This window comes from Variovorax sp. GW823-FHT02B07, from assembly GCF_058797695.1.
Genome location: NZ_JBXAJX010000001.1, coordinates 602,376 through 618,009, shown reverse-complemented (window position 1 = coordinate 618,009; position 15,634 = coordinate 602,376). Strand labels below are relative to the sequence as shown.

Genomic DNA, 15,634 nt, shown 5'->3' with positions numbered 1-15,634 from the left:
GGTTACCAGGGCAGCGAGTAGGTCTTGGTGTTGGTGAAGCTCTTCATCGCTTCGAGCACGCCTTCCTTGTAGCCCAGGCCCGAGTCCTTGATGCCGCCGAAAGGCGTGAGCTCCAGGCGGTAGCCGGGCACTTCGCGCACGTTCACGCTGCCCACGTTCAGCTCGCGGATGAAGCGCGTGATGTAGTCCAGCCGGTTGGTGCAGATCGACGACGACAGGCCGTAGGCCGTGCCGTTGGAGATGCGGATCGCCTCGTCGATGTTCTTGAAGCGGATGACCGGCGACACGGGGCCGAAGGTCTCGTGCTTGGCCACGGTCATCTCGGGGTCGACGTGGTCGAGCACGGTGGGCGAATACAGCGCGCCGCGGCGTTCGTTGCCGTACAGGAGCTTGGCGCCGGCGGCGATGGCTTCGTTGACCACGGCTTCGAACTGCTTCGCAGCCGCTTCGTCGATCACGGTGCCCATGTCGGTGTCGGGGTCCATCGGGTCGCCGTACTTCAGCGCCTTGGTCTTCTGCACCAGCAGCTCGACGAAGCGATCGGCCACGGCTTCGTGCACCAGCATGCGCTTCACCGCCGTGCACCGCTGCCCCGAGTTCTTGTAAGACCCATTGGCGGCCAGCGTCGCCGCCTCCTCGATGTCCGCGTCTTCCATCACGATGATCGGGTCGTTGCCACCCAGCTCCAGGATCTGGCGCTTGTAGGTGGCCTTGCCCGCGATGTACTTGCCGATGGGCACGCCACCCGTGAAGGTGACGAGGTCGACGTCGGCATTGGTCAGCAGCTCGTCGGCGATCTCCTTGGGGTCACCCGTGAGCACCGACAGCATCTGCGGTGGCAGGCCCGCCTCGTACAGGATGTCGGCCAGCAGGAAGGCCGTGAGCGGCGTCTTCTCGCTGGGCTTGAGCACGATGCGGTTGTTGGTCGCAATGGCCGGCGCCACCTTGTGGATCACCTGGTTCAGCGGATGGTTGAACGGCGTGATGGCGGTGATGGCGCCCAAGAGCGGCTCGCGCATCGTGTAGACCTTGCGGCTCTTGCCGTGGTGCGTCAGGTCGCAGGAGAACACCTGGCCGTCATCCACCAGCGCCTGGTTGGCGGCGAACAGCAGCACGTCGGAGGCGCGGCCCACTTCGTACAGCGAGTCCTTGCGCGACAGGCCCGATTCGAGCGTGATGGTGCGCGACATTTCATCCAGGCGCGAGGCGATGATCTCGCCGGCGCGCATGAGGATCTTGTAGCGCTCGTAGCGCGTGAGCGTGGGCTTGTAGTCGCGGGCGATGCGCAGGGCGTTGCGCACGTCGTCCAGTGTGGCCTTGGGCACGGTGGCGATCACCTCGCCGGTGTACGGGTAGGTGACCTCGATGGTGCGCTCGCGGTGGACTTTTTCGCCGGCGATGCGCAGCGCTTCGCGGTGGACGGTGCCTGGCTTCAGGATGGCTTGGCTCATGAGTGCTCCGTGCGGTGTCAGCGTGCGTGGTTCAGGGCGAGGTCGAGCGCATCGAAGTTGCGCAGCCGGCGCCCGGGGGCAATGCCTTCGACCGGGCGGTTGCAGATCAGCGGCACCTTCTGCTCCGAGACCCCACCGTGCGAACGCAGCGGCACTTCGAGCGCCGACAGGTCGTGGCGGCTGGCAGCGGTACCGATGACGGTGCTCTGCTCGCTCACCACCACGATGTCGCCGATGCGGTCCGGCGGCAGCTCGAAGCGCTTGGCGGCTTCGGCGCGCGAGAGCACGAGCTCCATGCCCGGAATGCCCTTGATGCGTTCGATCCAGCCCGGCACGCTGGCTTCATCGGGTGCGTACACAGTGGCGAAGGAACCGAGCGCGCCGTGATGCACCACGTACGGATCGGTGATCGGCAGGATCACGCGGGCCTTTTCAGCGCCGTACCAGCCGTCGAGCACGTCCTGCAGGTAGATCACGTTGGGCGAACCGTCCGCACCGTGCTTGTCGTTCATGCCGTGGTCGGCCGTGAGCACGATGGTGGCGCCCAGCGCGTCGAGCTGCGCCAGGTAGCCGTCCATCATTTGGTAGAAGGCATTCGCTGCGGGGCTGCCCGGCGCGGCCTTGTGCTGCACGTAGTCGGTGGTCGACAGGTACATGAGGTCAGGACGCTGCGATTCCATGAGCTTCACGCCGGCGGCGAACACGAACTCCGAGAGTTCGGCGCTGTAGACCGAAGGCACCGGCATGCCGACCATGTCGAGCACGTTGTCGATGCCGTTCTCTTCCATCGTCACCTGGTCCGATTTCTCGGACGAGAAGCAGATGCCCTTCATCTTGTGGCCGAGCAGCTTGCGCAGCTTGTCCTTGGCCGTGACCACCGCCAGCTTGGCGCCCGCGTCGGCAAAGGCCGCGAGCACGGTGCCGGCGCGCAGGTACTTGGGGTCGTTCATCATCACTTCCTGGCCCAGCTCGCGGTCGAAGAAGTAGTTGCCGCAGATGCCGTGCACCGCGGGCGGTGCGCCGGTCACGATCGACAGGTTGTTGGGGTTGGTGAACGAGGGCACGACGCAGTCGGCGAGCAGATCGGCACCGTCCTTGCGCATGCGGGCGATGTAGGGCGCCACGCCGGCTTCGATGGCCGCGTCGAGGTAGGCCGGCTCGCAGCCGTCCACGCACACGACCACGATCGGACGCGCCATCCAGCGATAGCTCCTGGCATTGACTTCAAGTGTCTCCGGTGTCATTTCAGACTTCCTTTTGGGGTGGGTGGTTCGGGGTAGCGGTGGTGTTGCTGGAAGTGGCCGCATCGGCGTCGATGCGGCCGAAGGCCTTGTGCATGCGTGCGCGGCTGCCGGCCACGTGTTCGCGCAGCGCGCGCCCTGCCGTGTCGGGGTTGCCGCTGGCAATGGCGTCGACGATGTGGCTGTGCTCGTCGGCCGAGACCCGCAGGCCGCCGCCGCTGTCGAGCGCGCGCATTCTGAAAAGGTGCAGCTCCTTGACGAGCCGCTTGTAGGTCTCGGTGAGCTTCTTGCTGCCGGCGGTATCGAGCAGGATCTCGTGGAACTGCAGGTTGAGTTGCGCGTACTGCTCCACGTCCTGCGCCTGGGCCGCCGAGCGCATGGCGTCGACCATGGCGCGCAGGCGCTCCACCGCGTCGGGCTGGATGGCCAGGGCCACGCGCCGGCCGATGATTTCTTCCAGCGCCTCGCGCAGTTCGTAGATCTCGTCGGCCTCCTCGAACGCGATCTCGCGCACGAAGACACCGCGGTTCTTCTCGTTGCGCACGAGGCCGGCTTCTTCCAGCGCGCGCAGCGCCTCGCGGATCGGCCCGCGGCTGGTGTTGAAGCGCTGCGAGAGCTCGCTCTCGTTGATGCGGCTGCCCACGGGGAGCTCGCCCGTCATGATCAAACGCTCGATTTCTTCCTGCATCAGCATCGGCAGCGAGCTGGACTGGAGGAACGCGAGGGCGGCGGAGTGATTGCTGGTGACCATGGGGCGTATTTTCCCGAAGGATCGTCAACTGTCAACAATTTTTTATTGACAGTCATCAATCAGCAACCTACATTGCAAACACCGGATGGCGTTGCCCACCCTCGCGCCGGCGCCAGCCCTCACCCTTCTTCAGTGACAGCCAGCCTTTCAGGAGAAACAGATGACGATGAAACAAAGCACGCGCCGTCTCACGGCCGCCCTGTGTGTTGCGGCCCTCGGCCTCATGTCCGGCAGTGCGTGGGCGCAAAAGACGCCGCTCCTGGTCTACACGGCGCTCGAGACCGACGCCATGAAGCTCTACAAGGACGCGTTCGAGAAGGCCAACCCCGACATCGAGGTGAAGTGGGTGCGCGACTCCACCGGCATCGTCACCGCCAAGCTGCTGGCCGAAAAAGCCAACCCGCAGGCCGACGTGGTGGCCGGCCTGGCCGCCAGCAGCCTGGCGCTGCTGCAGCAGGAAGGCATGCTGCTTCCTTATGAGCCCAAGGGCTTCAAGGAGCTGAACCCCGCGTACTCCGACGCCGCCCGCCCGCCCGCCTGGGTCGGCATGGACGTGTGGGCCGCCACCATCTGCTTCAACACGGTCGAGGCCAAGAAGCTCGGCCTGCCCAAGCCCGAGAGCTGGAAGGACCTGACCAAGCCCATCTACAAGGGCACGATCTCGATGCCGCACCCCGCCTCCAGCGGCACCGGCTACCTCGATGTGTCGTACTGGCTGCAGAACATGGGCGACGCCGAAGGCTGGAAGTACATGGACGCGCTGCACCAGAACATCGCGCAGTACGTGCACTCGGGCTCCAAGCCCTGCAAGCAGGCGGGCGCGGGCGAGTTCCCCATCGGCATCTCGTTCGAGTTCCGCGCGCACCAGGTGAAGAAGTCGGGCGCGCCGGTCGACCTGATCTTTCCGAAGGAAGGCCTGGGCTGGGACATCGAGGCCACCAGCCTCATGAAGACCAGCACGAAGCTGGCGCAAGGCAAGCGCTTTGCCGACTGGATGGCGAGCAAGGAGGCCAACCAGATCAGCGCGCGCTGGTGGGCCGTGGTGGCTTACCCGGGCGTGGTCTCCAAGCTGGAAGGCATTCCGGACAACTACGAGAAGCTGCTGGCCAAGAACGACCTGAATTGGGCTGCGAAAAACCGCGAACGCATCCTCGCTGAATGGAGCAAGCGCTACGAAGGCAAGGCCGAACCCAAGTAAGCCCGACGGCATCCCCCGGTTTTCAATTCAAGGGTGCCGCCGCAGCTGGTGACGCCCTCCAACGACGAGTGCGAAAAATGGACATGACCGACACCCGCTTCATCGCCAGCCAGTTGACTCCCACCTCGGCCCCGCCCGCGGCCCTCGAGATCGTCGGTGTTCGCAAGGACTTCGAGACCTTCAGCGCGCTGCGCGACGTGCACCTGCGCGTGAACCCGGGCGAGATGCTGTGCTTTCTCGGCCCCTCGGGCTGCGGCAAGACCACGCTGCTGCGCATCATCGCGGGCCTGGAGACGCAGACCGCCGGGCAGATCCTGCAAAACGGCAAGGACGTCTCGTGGCTCTCGCCAGACAAGCGCGACTACGGCATCGTGTTCCAGTCGTATGCGCTCTTTCCCAACCTGTCGATCGCGGAGAACGTGGGCTACGGCCTCGTCAACAGCCGTGCGAAGCGGGGCGAAATCAAGGCGCGCGTCGACGAGCTGCTGAAGCTGGTCGGCCTGCCGACCTCGGGCGCCAAGTACCCGAGCCAGCTCTCGGGCGGCCAGCAACAGCGCGTGGCCCTGGCCCGCGCGCTGGCCACGCGGCCCGGCCTGCTGCTGCTGGACGAGCCGCTGTCGGCGCTCGACGCGCTGGAGCGCATCCGCCTGCGCGGCGAGATCCGCCGGCTGCAGAAGCAGGTCGGCATTACGACCATCATGGTCACGCACGACCAGGAAGAAGCGCTCTCGATGGCCGACCGCATCGTGGTGATGAACCACGGCGTGATCGAGCAGGTCGGCACGCCGATGGAAATCTACGAGCAGCCGGCCACGCCCTTCGTGGCCGACTTCGTGGGCAAGGTCAATGTGCTGCGCGCGATGGCGTTGGGCAACCAGCGCTTCCAGGTCGGCGACATGGAACTGCAGTGCGACGCCTGCGACGGCGCCTTCGAGCCCGGCGACGCGGTCAACCTGTACCTGCGGCCCGAAGACCGCGCGGTGGAACACCTGCGCGAGGACACGCCCAACCGCCTGCAGGCCAAGGTCACGAAGGTCGAGTTCCTGGGCGGCCTGTGCATTGCCGAAGTGACGGCCGACGCGCTGCACGGCCAGACGCTGGGCCTGCACTTCTCGCTGAACCAGCTGCACGACCTGGACATCCGCGAGGGCAACACGATCGACATCGCCTTGCGCGCCAACCGCATCCGCGCCTTTGCCGCGCGCACGTCGAAGCCATGAACACGCTGGCACACCCCCGCCCGGCGTTGGCCGCGCGCCCCGCCCTGCGCTGGAGCCGCGACGAGACCATCGCGCGCGCCATCCTGTTCGTGGTGATGGCGATGCTGTTCGTGTTCCTCATCGCGCCGCTCTTGACCATCCTGGCCCACGCGGTGCAGGACAAGAACGGCCGCTTCGTCGGCCTGGCCCACTTCATCACCTACTTCCAGACGCCGAGCCTGCTGCGCGCGGCCTGGAACTCGGTGTGGGTGTCGGCCGCAGTGGTGATGATCTCGGTGCCCACGGCCTTCGTGTTCGCCTACGCGCTCACGCGCAGCCGCATGCCGGCGCCGCTGAAGGCGGTGTTCCGCCTCATCGCGCTCATTCCGCTGCTCGCGCCCTCGCTGCTGTCGGCCATCTCGTTCGTGCAGTGGTTCGGCAACCAGGGCGCACTCAAGTTCCTGCTGGGCGGCGCCTCGATCTACGGCGCGCCCGGGATCATCCTGGCCGAGGTCTACAACACCTTTCCGCACGCGCTGATGATCCTGGTCACCGCGCTGTCGCTGGCCGACGGCCGGCTGTACGAGGCGGCCACCGCGCTGCGCACGCGGCCCCTGCGCCAGTTCATGACGATCACCCTGCCCTCGTGCAAGTACGGCCTGATCAGCGCGGCCACGGTGGTCTTCACCTACGTGGTGAGCGACTTCGGCGCGCCCAAGGTGATCGGCGGCAACTTCAACGTGCTGTCGGTCGACGTGTTCAAGCAGGTGGTGGGCCAGCACAACTTCTCCATCGGCGCGGTGGTGGGCATGCTGCTGCTCGTTCCGTCGATCATTTCCTTCGTGATCGACTACGTGGTGCGGCGCAAGCTGAAGGCGCAGCTCACGGCGCGCTCGGTGCCCTACACGCCCAAGCCGCGCAAGGTGGCCGATGCGCTGCTCACGCTGTTCTGCACCGTGGTCTGCAGCCTGCTGCTGGCGACCATCGGCATGGCGATCTACACCTCGGCGATCTCGCTGTGGCCCTACGACCTGTCGTTCACGCTCAAGCACTACCACTTCGTGCTGGTGGAAAGCGACATGGCCGCCGCCTACGGCAACAGCCTGCTCGTGGCCATGGTCACCGCGGTGGCCGGCTCGCTCATCGTGTTCGTGGGCGCCTACCTGATCGAGAAGACGCGCAACCTGGGCCTCATGCGCAAGGGCATGCACCTGATGGCGGTGCTGTCGATGGCGGTGCCGGGCCTGGTGCTGGGCCTGGGCTACGTGATGTTCTTCAACCACCCGGCCAACCCGCTGAACTTCCTGTACCAGACGATGGCGATCCTGGTCATCTCGATGGTGGTGCACTACTACACCTCGAGCCACCTCACGGCGGTGACGGCGCTCAAGCAGATCGACAACGAGTTCGAGGCCGTGTCGGCGTCGCTGAAGGTGCCGTTCTTCAAGACCTTCCTGCGCGTGACGGTGCCGGTGTGCCTGCCGGCCATCCTGGACATCGGGCGCTACTTCTTCGTGGTGTCGATGGCCAGCCTGTCGTGCGCCATCTTCCTGTACACGCCGGAGACCATCCTCGCGTCGGTCGCGATCATGCACCTGGACGACGCAGGCGACATCGGCCCGGCCGCCGCGCTGGCCAGCCTGATCGTCGTCACCTCGACGCTGGTGTGCATCGCCTATGCGCTGCTCACGCGCGTGCTGCTCGCACGCACGCAGGCCTGGCGCAACCTCGCCCGTGGCTGAACGAACACCCCACCTCTCGCCCCTCATTCCCTTTCCCTCCCTGGAGACACCATGAGTCAAGCCGCCCACCCCATCCTGCTCACGCCCGGCCCCCTGACCACCTCGGACCGCACCCGCCAAGCGATGCTGCGCGACTGGGGTTCATGGGACGCCGACTTCAACCAGATCACGGCGCGCATCCGCAAGGAAGTGCTGAACATCGTGCACGGCACGGGCACCCACGAATGCGTGCCCCTGCAAGGCAGCGGCACCTTCTCGGTCGAAGCAGCCATCGGCACGATCGTGCCGCGCAACGGCCACGTGCTGGTGCCGAGCAACGGCGCCTACTGCCAGCGCCTGGCCAAGATCTGCAAGGTGCTCGGCCGCAAGCTCACCACCATCGACTACACCGAAGAGAAGCAGGTCTCGCCCGCCGACGTCGACCGCGCCCTCGCGGCCGACCCGAGCATCACGCACGTCGCGGTGGTGCACTGCGAAACCGGCGCGGGCGTGCTCAACCCGCTGCACGAGATCGCGCTGGTGGTCGCCAAGCATGGGCGCGGCCTGATCATCGATGCGATGAGCTCCTTCGGCGCGCTGGAGATCGATGCGCGCAAGACGCCCTTCGACGCCGTGGTCGCCGCCTCGGGCAAGTGCCTCGAAGGCGTGCCGGGCATGGGCTTCGTCGTCATCAAGCGCAGCACGCTCGAAAAGTGCGAAGGCAACTGCCACTCGCTGAGCATGGACCTGTACGACCAATGGGTCTACATGGAAAAGACCACGCAGTGGCGCTTCACGCCGCCCACGCACGTGGTGGCCGCGCTCGACACCGCCATCGCGCAGTACATCGAGGAAGGCGGCCTGCCCGCGCGCGGCGGGCGCTACACGCGCAACTGCAAGGCGCTGGTCGACGGCCTCGCCACGCTGGGCTTCCGGCCCCTTCTCGACCCGGCCATCCAGGCGCCGATCATCGTCACCTTCCACGCGCCGGACGATGCCAACTACGACTTCAAGACCTTCTACCAGGAGGTGAAGAAGCGCGGCTACATCCTCTACCCCGGCAAGCTGACGCAGGTCGAGACCTTCCGCGTGGGCTGCATGGGGCACTTCGGCGACGCGGGCATCCCGGGCGCGGTGGCGGCCATTGCCGACACGCTGAAAGCCATGGGCATCCGGCAGGTGACGGCGGCCGTCGCGGCCTGAAGCACCTGTGAGCGGACCGGCGCATTGCAGCGCCGGTCCTACAGCGAGGGGGTGATGCGCTTCGCATAATGCCCCGCATGACGGTTCTGCGCAGCGACATCCCTGCCCGCCTGGACCGCCTGCCGTGGTCGCGCTGGCACTGGCGCGTGGTGATCGCGCTGGGCGTGGCCTGGATCCTCGACGGCCTCGAGGTCACGCTGGTGGGCTCCATCGGCGCGGTGCTGGAGCGGCCAGACACGCTCGGGCTCACGGCGGGAGAAATCGGCTGGTCGGGATCGATCTACATTGCGGGCGCGGTGATCGGCGCGCTGGTGTTCGGCCGGCTCACCGACCGGCTCGGGCGCAAGAAGCTCTTCCTGCTCACGCTCGTGGTCTACACGCTCGGCACGCTGGCCACGGCCTTCTCCCCCAACTTCGCCTTCTTCGCGCTGTGCCGCTTCGTCACGGGGCTGGGCATCGGCGGCGAGTACGCGGCCATCAACTCGGCCATCGACGAGCTCATTCCGGCGCGCGTGCGCGGGCGCGTCAACCTCGCGATCAATGGCAGCTTCTGGATCGGTGCGGCGCTCGGCGCGGCGCTGAGCCTGGTGCTGCTCGATGCGCGCGTGATCGGCCCCGTGTGGGGCTGGCGCGCGGGCTTTGCGCTGGGCGCGGTGCTGGCGGTGGCCATCTTGCTGGTGCGCCGCCACGTGCCCGAGAGCCCGCGCTGGCTCATCGCGCACGGACGCGCGGATGAAGCCGAGCGCATCGTCGCGGGCATCGAGGCCGAGGTGGCGGTGCAGCACGGGCCGCTGCCCGCCGCACACGGCCACGTGATGTACACCGCCGCGCGCCAGAACAGCCCGCCGATGCGCGAAGTGGCGCGCGTGCTGCTGCGGCGCTACCCGGCGCGCAGCGTGGTGGCGACGGCGCTGATGGTGTCGCAGGCCTTTTTCTACAACGCGATCTTTTTTACCTACGCGCTGGTGCTCACGCGCTTCTACGGCGTGGCCGAAGGCCGCGTGGCGCTGTACATCTTTCCGTTCGCGCTGGGCAACGTGCTCGGGCCACTGCTGCTGGGTCCGCTGTTCGACAGCGTGGGGCGGCGCAGGATGATCGCGCTGACCTATGTGCTGGCCGGGGTGGGCCTGGCGCTCACGGGCTGGGCCTTCATGCAGGGCTGGCTCGACGCGCGCAGCCAGGCGCTGTGCTGGTCGGCGGTGTTCTTTCTTGCGTCGGCCGCGGCCAGCTCGGCCTACCTGACGGTGAGCGAGGTGTTCCCGCTGGAGATGCGCGCCATGGCCATCGCGATCTTCTATGCCATCGGCATGGGCGCCGGCGGCTTCGCGGCGCCGGTGCTGTTCGGGATGCTGATCGAGACCGGCAGCCGCGGCGCGGTGATGGTGGGCTACCTGATCGGTGCCGTGCTGGTCATCGTCGCGGGGCTGCTGGCGTTGCGCTACGCGGCCGATGCGGAACGCAAGCCGCTGGAAGAAGTGGCGCCGCCGCTGTCGTCGGAAGCGGGCGGCGAGCGGCCCTGAAGACGGCTACAGCGCGCAGGTGCGGAAGCCGAAGAAGCCGTCGTCGGCATCGGGCAGCGCGAAGCCACGGCGGCGCGGCGAGCGCAGCCGCGCACGGGTCGCGAACGAGGCGCCGCGCAGCACGCGCGCACGGCCGAAGGCGGCCACCGGATCGAACTCGCCACCGGCGCTCCACGGATCGGCCCGGAAGCCCGGCCAGGGTTGCAGCGTGCCTGCCGTCCACTCGTGCACGTCGGCCCAGCGAAAGCCGCGCCGCGCCGCCGTGTGAGCCGCGATTTCCCACTCGACCTCGGTCGCGATGCGCCGGCCGGCCCAGCGCGCCCAGGCGTCGGCCTCCCACCAGCTCAGGTGCACGGCGCTGTGGTGCCCGGCCGCGCGCACGGTGACGCCGAAGCGCTGCTGCAGCACCGAGCCACCCGTGCCGTTGCGCGACACGCCGATCTGCTCCACATGGCGCGGCCCGCGCCGGCCTTCGGTCTGCGCGGCGAGCCAGCGCCAGCCGTCGCTGTGCCACAGTTCCTCGCGGTCGTAGCCGCCGTCGTCGACGAACTCGATGTACTGGTCCCAGGTGACGGGCTGGGCGTCGATCTCGAACTCGGGCACGTCGACGCGGTGCGCCGCGCCCTCTTGCGCAAACAGGAAGCCGCTGTGCTCGGGCAGGCCGAGCTCCCAGCGTGTGGCCGGCAGCAGCAGCGGCTCGCGCGTGACGGCGGTGGGCGGCTGCTCGATGTTCAGCGGCAGGCCTAGCGTCTGCGCCAGCACCACGAGCTGTTCGCCGCGCAGGTCTTCATGGAACAGCGCCAGTCGATAGAAGTACAGGCCGGCATCGGTCTCGGCGGCGTTCTCGAGCAGCTCGAGCGTGCTTTCGAGGGTTTCGAGCAGGTAGGCCTTGGTCTGGCCCAGGCCCGGCAGGTCGGGCGACCAGCAGCGATCGGTCGCGCCCTGGGCCGGGTTCCACCAGTCGTCGGCGTCGGGGTCGATGGCGGCCAGCCGCGTGGGGCGCACGGGGCAGTCGATGCCGAAGGCGCGCTGGGTGTTGCGCCCGATCCACCATTCGGCGAACCAGCCGATGTGGCCCGCCAGCCAGACCGGCGGCACCACGCCCGGCTGCGGCGGCACGCGCATGGCTTCGCCCAACGCCTGTTCGAACAGGGACAGCAGGTGCAGCGTGTGGTTGCGCGCATCGATGAGGGCCAGCGAGAGCAGGTCGCGGCCGGCGCGGCGCATGTCGGGGGAGTCGATCGACAGGGGCGGGCTCGCCGCACCGAAGGGCGTCGAAGGCGGCGGGCTCGAAGACATGGGGCATTATGGCGACCGCCCGACAGGCCCTCTGGCGACGCGGATTCCGGGTAAACCCGAGTTTGTGTCAAGGCAATACTAAGGTTCACCGAGATACCATTGCGGGCTTTGCGCGCAGCCCCCACCAGGGGCCGGCGCTTCACCTTGGGCTTCGCGGGAGACACCCCTTGTCTGTATTCCTCAAATTCGCGGCCGTCATGGACTGGGTCAGCGAAAAACTCGGCAAATTTGCCGGCTATGCCGTTCTGGCCGCGTCGCTCATCTCGGCCGCCAATGCCTTCGTCCGGTACGGCTTCGACTTCAGCAACAACGCCTTCCTCGAGATCCAGTGGTATCTGTTCGCCGCCACCGTGATGCTCGGTGCGCCGGTGGTGCTGCGCTTCAACGAGCACGTGCGCGTGGACATCATCTACGGCAAGCTCAAGGGCCACGGACCGGTGTATGTCGACCTGTTCGGCCTGACCTTCTTCCTGCTGCCGGTGATGGGCCTGCTGACCTACCTCACCTGGCCGTTCTTCTGGAACACCTGGGTGTCGGGCGAGATGTCGGGCAACATCGGCGGGCTGATCCGCTGGCCCGCCGCGCTGCTGATGCCCGTGGGTTTCTGCACGATGTTCCTGCAAGGTGTCGCCGAGATCATCAAGCGCATCGCCTACCTGCGCGGACTGATCGAGATGAACACGCACTACGAGAAGCCGGTGCAGTGATGGCGTTCGTCGCGCTTCGCCAGACCGCCCCGACACCGCCCGCACCGCAGGACAAGTAGACATCATGCACATGGAAAATTTCGCCCCGATCATGTTCGCGGGGCTCGTGGTGATCATGCTGATCGGGTTTCCGGTCGCGTTTTCGCTCTCGGCCCTCGGCCTGATCTGCGGCTTCTTCGCCATCGAGATGGGCTGGTTCCCGGCCGGCTTCATGGCCAACCTGCCGCTCAACGTGTTCGGCATTTTGTCGAACGAGACGCTGCTGGCCATTCCGTTCTTCACGCTCATGGGGGCGGTGTTAGAGAAATGCGGGCTCGCCGAGGACATGCTCGACTCGATGGGCCAGCTCTTCGGCCCGATCCGCGGCGGCCTGGGCTACTCGGTGATCATCGTGGGCTTCATCCTCGGCGCCATCACCGGCACGGTGGCCGGCCAGGTGATCGCGATGGCGATGATCTCGCTGCCGGTCATGATGCGCTACGGCTACAACATGCGTTACTCGACCGGCGTGCTCGCCGCCTCGGGAACCATCACGCAGCTGGTGCCTCCCTCGCTGGTGCTGATCGTCATGGCCGACCAGCTTGGCACCGACGTCGGCCAGATGTACAAGGGCGCCTGGGGCCCGTCGATCCTGCAGGTGGTGATCTTCGCGATCTACACCTTCCTGGTCTCGCGCATCCGTCCGCACTACGTGCCAGGCCTGCCCGCCACGGCGCGCACGCTGCACGGCTGGGCGCTGTGGGGCAAGTGCCTGCGCGGCATCATCCCCTCGGCCATCCTGATCTTCGCGGTGCTCGGCTCGATGGGCGGCCTGCCCTTCATGGACAAGGCCATCGCCACGCCGACCGAGGCCGGCGCCATGGGCGCGGTGGGCGCGCTGGTGCTGGCGCTCATTCACCGTCGCCTGAACTGGGCGCTGATGAAGGACGCGATGGAAGGCACCATGCGTCTCACGGCGATGGTGGTGTTCATCCTGATCGGCTCGCGCGTGTTCTCGCTGGTGTTCCAGGGCGTGGACGGCGCCAAGTGGATCGAGCACATGCTCTCGGGCCTGCCGGGCGGCCAGATCGGCTTCCTGATCGCGGTCAACATCTTCGTGTTCTTCCTGGCGTTCTTCCTCGACTTCTTCGAGATCGCCTTCATCATCCTGCCGCTGCTGGGCCCCGTGGCCCACAAGCTGGGCATCGACATGGTGTGGTTCGGCGTGCTGCTGTGCGTGAACATGCAGACCTCGTTCATGCACCCGCCCTTCGGCTTCGCGCTGTTCTATTTACGGGGCATCGCCGACACCCTGTTCAAGAACGGGGCGTTGCCCAAGAAGGTGGAGTCGCGCGACATCTACCTGGGCGCCGTGCCGTGGGTCGTGATGCAGCTGCTGCTGGTGGCCATCGTGATCTTCTTCCCGCAGACGGTGACCGTGTTCCTCGAGAAGGAAAAGGTCGTCGACATCGAGAAGGTCAACCTCGACATGCCGGTCGACCCGAACGCGCCGCCCGCCACCGACAACGGCGTGAACATGGAAGACCCGTTCGGCAACCAGAAGACGCCCGAGGAAACGCCGGCGCCGGCGGCCCCGGCGGCGGGCGAAGCTTCCAAGCCGTGAGCGACGCCCGCCCCGGCGACGCCCCGAACGACCACCCCGCAACGAACGAAGGCGGCCCGCTCGAAAGCGCCGCCTTCCCGCCGCTGCTGCGTACGCTGGCGGTGGTGCTGGTGGTCGATCTCTTCGCCTTCGCGCTGTGGAGCCTGCCGTCGCTGCGCACCACCAGCTGGTCGGCCACCAGCCTGTTCGTCTTCGGCGTGGCGGGCCTGTGCGTGATCTGGGTCGGCTACTGGATCGTCTACAGCCGCACCCGCCTCGAAGGCGACGTGCTGACGCAGACCTGGCTGTGGAACAAGCGCGTGAGCGCGCAGGACGTGGCGCAGCTCAAGCTGGTGCACATCCGCATGCTCGAGCGCGTGATCGCGCCGCGCCTGCTGGTGCGCCGGCGCTTCGGCGGCATCACCTGGTTCCATGCCTACGACCCGCAGGTGCTGATCGCGTTCGGCGAACAGGTGGCGATGCGCACGCTGCCGTCCGCGCCACCGCCCTCCCCCGAACCCGACCCCGACCCCGCGTCCAAATGAAAAAAGCCCCGCCGAAACCGGCGGGGCTTTTTTTCTTGTGAGGTGCGAAGCGCCGGGTTGCGGCGCCGCGTGCCTTACAGCTTCTGCTGTTGCATGAAGCGGTCGAAGGTGCCTTCGGTGTAGCGGAACCAGGCGTTCTGGTCGGCCAGGAACTTGGACCAGTCGCTGTAGATCTTCTTCCACTCGGGGTTGCTGTTGTTCAGGTCCGAGTAGATCTGCTGGGCCGACTTGAAGGCGGCGTTCATCACGTCCTGCGAGAACGGACGCAGCTTGGTGCCCGAGCCCACGAGCTGCTTGAGCGCGATCGGGTTCTTGGCGTCGTACTTGGCCGTCATCGTGATGTTGGCGTGTGCGGCAGCCGCTTCGACCACGGCCTTGAAATCGGCCGACAGGCTTTCCCATGCCTTGGTGTTGATGTAGAAGTCGAGCTCGGGGCCACCTTCCCACCAGCCGGGGTAGTAGTAGAACGGGGCGATCTTGTTGAAGCCCAGCTTCTGGTCGTCGTACGGGCCGACCCATTCGAGACCGTCGAGCGTGCCCTTTTCGAGCGCGGGGTACAGGTCGGCGCCGGGGATCGATTGCGGGATCACGCCGAAGGGCTCGAGCACCTTGCCGGCGAACGGGTTGGTGCGGAACTTCAGGCCCTTCAGGTCGGCGACCGACTTGATTTCCTTGCGGAACCAGCCGCCCATCTGCGCGCCCGTGTTGCCGCCCGGCAGGTTGATGATGTTGTACTTGGCGTAGAAGGCGCGCATCAGCTTCAGGCCGTTGCCTTCGTACATCCAGGCGTTCTGCTGGCGGGTGTTCATGCCGAAGGGCACGGCGCAACCCAGGCAGAAGGTCGGGTCCTTGCCGTAGAAGTAGTAAGGCGCCGTGTGCGCCATTTCGACCGCGCCGCTCTGGATGCCGTCGACCACGCCGAAGGCGGGCATCAGCTCGCCGCCCGCGTGCACGGAGATCTGGAACTTGCCGCCCGTCATGTCGCTCACGCTCTTCGAGAACACCTCGGCGGTGCCGAAGATGGTGTCCAGCGACTTGGGAAAGCTCGATGCGAGACGCCAGCGAACGGTGGCTTGCGCGTGAACCGCGGGCGCGATGCCGGCAGCCAGAACGCCCGCGATGCCGGCGTTTTTGATGAGGGAACGACGATCCATTGAATTCACTCCGAGTGCTTTGGAAAAAACAAAACGCGGCTTGTGACCGCGTCAGGGACTTTT

At 66.8% G+C, this 15,634-nt stretch carries 13 protein-coding genes; 8 read left to right on the top strand and 5 right to left on the bottom strand.

Features of this window, described 5'->3' with window-relative positions; translation table 11 throughout:
* Window positions 1-2: 2 nt before the first annotated feature.
* The 3 genes from phnY to AC1RGU_RS02970 are packed head-to-tail and all read right to left on the bottom strand — an operon-like array spanning window position 3 to window position 3,443.
* On the bottom strand, window positions 3-1,451 hold the full coding sequence (phnY, locus tag AC1RGU_RS02980; RefSeq protein ID WP_492694630.1) for a phosphonoacetaldehyde dehydrogenase: 1,449 nt from the start codon (window positions 1,449-1,451) through the stop codon (window positions 3-5).
* A 17-nt stretch (window positions 1,452-1,468) separates the two neighbouring features.
* The gene (gene phnA / locus AC1RGU_RS02975) at window positions 1,469-2,695 is read right to left on the bottom strand and encodes a phosphonoacetate hydrolase (RefSeq protein WP_062468779.1); all 1,227 of its coding nucleotides are present in this window, start codon (window positions 2,693-2,695) and stop codon (window positions 1,469-1,471) included.
* 1 nt (window position 2,696) lies between these two features.
* Window positions 2,697-3,443: a phosphonate utilization associated transcriptional regulator gene (locus tag AC1RGU_RS02970; RefSeq protein ID WP_070061830.1), complete on the bottom strand. Its 747-nt coding sequence runs from the start codon at window positions 3,441-3,443 to the stop codon at window positions 2,697-2,699.
* A gap of 160 nt (window positions 3,444-3,603) precedes the next feature.
* Here AC1RGU_RS02970 and AC1RGU_RS02965 point away from each other — a divergent pair, with 160 nt between their 5' ends.
* From AC1RGU_RS02965 to AC1RGU_RS02945, 5 genes are all read left to right on the top strand, one after another.
* A complete protein-coding gene (locus AC1RGU_RS02965) occupies window positions 3,604-4,641 on the top strand; it encodes a putative 2-aminoethylphosphonate ABC transporter substrate-binding protein (RefSeq protein ID WP_095946855.1) in 1,038 nt (345 codons plus the stop codon).
* A gap of 77 nt (window positions 4,642-4,718) precedes the next feature.
* Window positions 4,719-5,861, top strand: a complete 1,143-nt coding sequence (locus AC1RGU_RS02960; RefSeq protein WP_095744307.1) for a putative 2-aminoethylphosphonate ABC transporter ATP-binding protein — start codon at window positions 4,719-4,721, stop codon at window positions 5,859-5,861.
* A complete protein-coding gene (locus AC1RGU_RS02955; RefSeq protein ID WP_492694627.1) occupies window positions 5,858-7,582 on the top strand; it encodes a putative 2-aminoethylphosphonate ABC transporter permease subunit in 1,725 nt (574 codons plus the stop codon). The genes AC1RGU_RS02960 and AC1RGU_RS02955 overlap by 4 nt, the downstream gene beginning before the upstream one ends.
* 51 nt (window positions 7,583-7,633) lie before the next feature.
* A complete protein-coding gene (locus AC1RGU_RS02950) occupies window positions 7,634-8,764 on the top strand; it encodes a 2-aminoethylphosphonate--pyruvate transaminase (RefSeq protein ID WP_492694625.1) in 1,131 nt (376 codons plus the stop codon).
* A gap of 77 nt (window positions 8,765-8,841) precedes the next feature.
* The gene (locus AC1RGU_RS02945) at window positions 8,842-10,284 is read left to right on the top strand and encodes an MFS transporter (protein WP_492694623.1); all 1,443 of its coding nucleotides are present in this window, start codon (window positions 8,842-8,844) and stop codon (window positions 10,282-10,284) included.
* A gap of 6 nt (window positions 10,285-10,290) precedes the next feature.
* Here the strand turns inward: AC1RGU_RS02945 and AC1RGU_RS02940 are convergent, their stop codons facing one another.
* Window positions 10,291-11,583, bottom strand: coding sequence for an SUMF1/EgtB/PvdO family nonheme iron enzyme (locus AC1RGU_RS02940; protein WP_492694621.1), 1,293 nt, complete (start codon window positions 11,581-11,583; stop codon window positions 10,291-10,293).
* Window positions 11,584-11,750: 167 nt separating this feature from the next.
* Between AC1RGU_RS02940 and AC1RGU_RS02935 the strand changes: the two genes are divergently transcribed.
* From AC1RGU_RS02935 to AC1RGU_RS02925, 3 genes are all read left to right on the top strand, one after another.
* Entirely contained in the window at window positions 11,751-12,290 is a 540-nt protein-coding gene (locus AC1RGU_RS02935; RefSeq protein ID WP_070061823.1) for a TRAP transporter small permease subunit, read from the top strand.
* 64 nt (window positions 12,291-12,354) lie between these two features.
* Complete coding sequence (locus AC1RGU_RS02930) at window positions 12,355-13,893, top strand: TRAP transporter large permease (RefSeq protein ID WP_070061822.1); 1,539 nt, start codon at window positions 12,355-12,357, stop codon at window positions 13,891-13,893.
* Window positions 13,890-14,417 carry a hypothetical protein gene (locus tag AC1RGU_RS02925; protein ID WP_492694619.1) on the top strand — a complete coding sequence of 176 codons (528 nt, stop codon included), beginning with the start codon at window positions 13,890-13,892 and terminating at the stop codon, window positions 14,415-14,417. The genes AC1RGU_RS02930 and AC1RGU_RS02925 overlap by 4 nt, the downstream gene beginning before the upstream one ends.
* 74 nt (window positions 14,418-14,491) lie before the next feature.
* Here the strand turns inward: AC1RGU_RS02925 and AC1RGU_RS02920 are convergent, their stop codons facing one another.
* On the bottom strand, window positions 14,492-15,571 hold the full coding sequence (locus AC1RGU_RS02920; RefSeq protein ID WP_062468808.1) for a TRAP transporter substrate-binding protein: 1,080 nt from the start codon (window positions 15,569-15,571) through the stop codon (window positions 14,492-14,494).
* Between the last annotated feature and the right edge of the window lie 63 nt (window positions 15,572-15,634).

What these genes read in the sequence shown, in the direction of transcription:
- phnY (WP_492694630.1), bottom strand. Translation starts at nt 1,451, where the DNA reads ATGAGCCAAGCCATCCTGAAGCCAGGCACCGTCCACCGCGAAGCGCTG.
- phnA (WP_062468779.1), bottom strand. Translation starts at nt 2,695, where the DNA reads ATGACACCGGAGACACTTGAAGTCAATGCCAGGAGCTATCGCTGGATG.
- AC1RGU_RS02970 (WP_070061830.1), bottom strand. Translation starts at nt 3,443, where the DNA reads ATGGTCACCAGCAATCACTCCGCCGCCCTCGCGTTCCTCCAGTCCAGC.
- AC1RGU_RS02965 (WP_095946855.1), top strand. Translation starts at nt 3,604, where the DNA reads ATGACGATGAAACAAAGCACGCGCCGTCTCACGGCCGCCCTGTGTGTT.
- AC1RGU_RS02960 (WP_095744307.1), top strand. Translation starts at nt 4,719, where the DNA reads ATGGACATGACCGACACCCGCTTCATCGCCAGCCAGTTGACTCCCACC.
- AC1RGU_RS02955 (WP_492694627.1), top strand. Translation starts at nt 5,858, where the DNA reads ATGAACACGCTGGCACACCCCCGCCCGGCGTTGGCCGCGCGCCCCGCC.
- AC1RGU_RS02950 (WP_492694625.1), top strand. Translation starts at nt 7,634, where the DNA reads ATGAGTCAAGCCGCCCACCCCATCCTGCTCACGCCCGGCCCCCTGACC.
- AC1RGU_RS02945 (WP_492694623.1), top strand. Translation starts at nt 8,842, where the DNA reads ATGACGGTTCTGCGCAGCGACATCCCTGCCCGCCTGGACCGCCTGCCG.
- AC1RGU_RS02940 (WP_492694621.1), bottom strand. Translation starts at nt 11,583, where the DNA reads ATGTCTTCGAGCCCGCCGCCTTCGACGCCCTTCGGTGCGGCGAGCCCG.
- AC1RGU_RS02930 (WP_070061822.1), top strand. Translation starts at nt 12,355, where the DNA reads ATGCACATGGAAAATTTCGCCCCGATCATGTTCGCGGGGCTCGTGGTG.
- AC1RGU_RS02920 (WP_062468808.1), bottom strand. Translation starts at nt 15,571, where the DNA reads ATGGATCGTCGTTCCCTCATCAAAAACGCCGGCATCGCGGGCGTTCTG.